This window comes from Brevibacterium sp. AGC70 (genome assembly GCF_057334195.1).
In genome coordinates, this window is the sequence record NZ_JBHFIH010000018.1 from 80,208 (window position 1) to 83,433 (window position 3,226).

The following is a 3,226-nucleotide window of genomic DNA, read 5'->3' on the forward strand; positions in this document are numbered from 1 at the left end:
CTCTATAGAGTGTCCCCTCGACGTTCAGCTCTGCTTTCGACTACGAGTCGAACTGACCAACGGCCAATCAGACTCGCTGCGGAAGCATCAGGCCTTGCCGACGACCTCGAACTTGGCGTTCGCGGTGATCTCGTCGTTGACGCGCACGGTAGCGGTGTAGCTGCCGGAGGTCTTGACGTGAGCAGGCAGTGCAACCTGACGACGATCGAAGTCGTGTCCGGTAGCGGTGTTCAGCGCCTCGGCCACAAGTGCCGGGGTCACGGCGCCGAAGAGGCGGCCGTTCTTGCCGGACTTGAGCTCGATGCGAGCGCTGGAGGATTCCAGCTGAGCCTTGACCTTGACTGCTTCATCGTGGTCGGCGATCTGCTTGGCCTGGCGGGTCTTGCGGAGAGCAAGGACATGCTTCTCTGCACCGGCGGACCATGCGGATGCCCAGCCACGGGGCAGCAGCAGGTTACGTGCGTATCCGGCGCGAACCTCGACGATGTCGCCGGCGGCTCCCAGACCATCAACTTCCTGGTTAAGAATTACTTTACGGTTTGACATGTTCTCACCCTCCGATCAGCGAGCAGTGCTCGAGTAGGGCAGAAGTGCCATCTCGCGGGCGTTCTTAACGGCCTTCGCGATGACGCGCTGTTCCTGCACGGTCACGCCGGTGACGCGACGGGCACGGATCTTGCCGCGGTCGGAAATGAACTTACGGAGCGTAGCGGTGTCCTTGTAGTGGATCTTCGCCGCTTCGCCCTTCTTGAGCGGATTAGCCTTCTTCTTGATAGGCTTCCGGATCTCTGGCTTGGCCATGAGTATCTCCTGATTTACGAAATGTCTTGAACGTGTTTAGAACGGTGGTTCATCGGCGCCCGGGTTGCCCCAGCCGCCGTTGCCGCCCTGTGGACTCGATGATGCCCACGGGTCATTCGCCGGTGCGCTGTTCCCCTGGCTGTAACCGCCCTGGCGCTGACCACCCTGCTGCGAGCCACCCTGTTGTGGGTTGCCCTGCTGCGGGTTGTTGCCCCAGCCCGACGACTGCTGCTGAGAGAAGCCGCCCTGCTGGGGGCCTCCGCCCTGCTGCGCTCCGCCGAAGTTACCGCCACCGGAGAATCCGCCTCCGCTGCGTTCGTTCTTCGTCACCTGAGCAGTGGCGCGTCGCAGGCTGGGGCCGACTTCGTCGACGTCCAGTTCCATGACGGTGCGCTTTTCGCCCTCTTTGGTTTCGAAGGACCGCGACTTGAGGCGGCCCTGAACGACGACCCGAGTACCACGCTGCAAGGATTCGGCTACGTTTTCGCCCATCTCACGCCACACCGAGCAGCGAAGGAACAGGGTTTCCCCGTCCTTGAACTCGTTGGACTGACGGTCGAACATACGCGGCGTCGAAGCCACGGTGAAGTTTGCGACCGCAGCACCGTTAGGTGTGAAGCGCAGCTCGGGATCACTTGTCAGGTTCCCGACGACCGTGATGACTGTTTCGCCTGCCATTGACTGCTCCTTGAAACGAGGTGCTTGACGCTGTTACTTGGCGTCTGGGCGGAGGATCTTGGTGCGCAGGACGGACTCGTTGAGTCCGAGCTGGCGATCGAGTTCCTTGGTCGTTGCGGGCTCTGCGTGGAAATCAACCACGACGTAGAAGCCTTCGGACTTCTTCTGGATGTCGTAGGCGAAGCGCCTGCGTCCCCAGATGTCCACGTTGTCGACGGTTCCGTTTTCAGCCGGGACAACCTTCATCAGTTTGTCCACGGTGTCAGCCAACGTCCGCTCTTCGGTTTCGTTGTCAAGAATGAGCATGAGCTCGTAATGACGCATCTGTCACCCACCTCCTCTGGTCTTTGCGGCCATGGTCGTTCCATGGCAGGAGGGCATATGCATGTCCGTTCCAGCCCCCACGATGGTCGTGAAATGGGAACAGACCTCCACAGTCTAGTGGACGCGCACCGGTGGTGTCATGTCGGATTCCCGTGCCCTTGGACACGGATCGTCGGGCGGTCGTCTTCGACGCGCCGAGGAGGTTCTGCCCTGAGCAGTCGACCGCGGATTCGTCGCCGGTACAGATTCTCACCCGCGCAGATGACGACAGCGACGAGGACGAGCAGTCGCAGGAGAGTCAGGAGTGCGACGAATGTCGGTTCGAGGCCTTTGTCCGCTTCGATCGCGGTCACGTCGCCGAGGTGGATGGCAATGGCGAAGGCCGCCTCCGCCAGTGCCCAGAAGATGAGCACCCACCAGCGACGGACTGTGAGCGCGAAGAACGGCAGGATCCAGAGACTGTCCCAGAGCATCATCCCCGGCGCCAGCAGCAGGCAGCCACCGATGAGGAGGCAGGCGGCGACGGCTGGGTCGAGTCCGGCTCTGCGCACCATGTACAGCGCGATGGTGACCGCGACGATGACACCCGCACTGGCGATGATCCACACCGGCGCCCACACCTCGGCGGTTCCCAGTCGCGCCATGACCAGGATCGAGGCGAAGGATCCGCCGTCGACGGCGTCGCGCATCCAGTCCAAGATCCGTTCGATGGCGCTGCCGTCGATAACCAGGATGAGCGCCGAGGTGATTGTGAGCGCGGCGAACATCATCCGCGGATCCCGGGGGCGCAGTCTCCCGGCCGGGTGCGGCCCAGCGAGACAGAGGGCGAGCACGACCAGAAGAGCCAGCGGGTTGACGAACGAAGCTATGCCGAGGAGGACCCCGGACAGCCACGGTCGAGGGGTCACCGCCGATGATCCGAAGAAGATGACCATGGCCCAGAGACTCAGCGCCAAGGCCACCGGGTCCAGGGTCGAGCCCAAGGTGAAGAGAATGACCGGCGAGGCGAAGGCCGCGACCAGCCAAGCTCGCTGCCTGGCGAGGACGAGAAGTGCGACGCCGAGAGCGGCGAAGGCGATCACGTTGACGATGAGAACGAACGTCATGAAGACGGAGACGTCGTCGGTCACGAGCTTCATGAGTTGGACGAAGCGGGCGTCGATCACCGACAGTCCGGTCATCCCTCCGTGGGAGCGGCCCAGGGCTTCTTCAGGGTTGGTCTGGCCGAGGAATGCCGTGGACAGAGGTCCGGAGCACATCCTCGCCGAGGCGGACGGCTGTTCGTAGCCCGAACTCAGGCAGGGGCCCTGCAGGGCGAGAGCGAGAAAGGTCATCAGGCCGAGGATGCCGGCAAAGATGTAGGCCTGGCCACGCCTGAATCGTGCTCCCGCAGATGCGAGGTGAATGCCGTCCGGCCCGCCCC

At 62.8% G+C, this 3,226-nt stretch carries 5 protein-coding genes; all 5 read right to left on the minus strand.

Going from position 1 to position 3,226, the window contains the following annotated elements; all coding sequences use genetic code 11:
- Positions 1-87: 87 nt before the first annotated feature.
- Entirely contained in the window at positions 88-546 is a 459-nt protein-coding gene (gene rplI / locus ACE03M_RS15710; RefSeq protein WP_143922726.1) for a 50S ribosomal protein L9, read from the minus strand.
- A 15-nt stretch (positions 547-561) separates the two neighbouring features.
- On the minus strand, positions 562-801 hold the full coding sequence (rpsR, locus tag ACE03M_RS15715; protein ID WP_009882767.1) for a 30S ribosomal protein S18: 240 nt from the start codon (positions 799-801) through the stop codon (positions 562-564).
- 36 nt (positions 802-837) lie between these two features.
- The gene (locus ACE03M_RS15720; protein ID WP_143922727.1) at positions 838-1,479 is read right to left on the minus strand and encodes a single-stranded DNA-binding protein; all 642 of its coding nucleotides are present in this window, start codon (positions 1,477-1,479) and stop codon (positions 838-840) included.
- Positions 1,480-1,512: 33 nt separating this feature from the next.
- A complete protein-coding gene (gene rpsF, locus ACE03M_RS15725; protein WP_114384810.1) occupies positions 1,513-1,803 on the minus strand; it encodes a 30S ribosomal protein S6 in 291 nt (96 codons plus the stop codon).
- A gap of 137 nt (positions 1,804-1,940) precedes the next feature.
- On the minus strand, positions 1,941-3,226 hold a 1,286-nt coding region (locus ACE03M_RS15730), incomplete at its 5' end, for a hypothetical protein (protein WP_485934974.1).

Excerpts from the sequence above, each read along its gene's own strand:
- rpsR (WP_009882767.1), bottom strand. The coding sequence starts at position 801 with ATGGCCAAGCCAGAGATCCGGAAGCCTATCAAGAAGAAGGCTAATCCG.
- rplI (WP_143922726.1), bottom strand. The coding sequence starts at position 546 with ATGTCAAACCGTAAAGTAATTCTTAACCAGGAAGTTGATGGTCTGGGA.
- rpsF (WP_114384810.1), bottom strand. The coding sequence starts at position 1,803 with ATGCGTCATTACGAGCTCATGCTCATTCTTGACAACGAAACCGAAGAG.
- ACE03M_RS15720 (WP_143922727.1), bottom strand. The coding sequence starts at position 1,479 with ATGGCAGGCGAAACAGTCATCACGGTCGTCGGGAACCTGACAAGTGAT.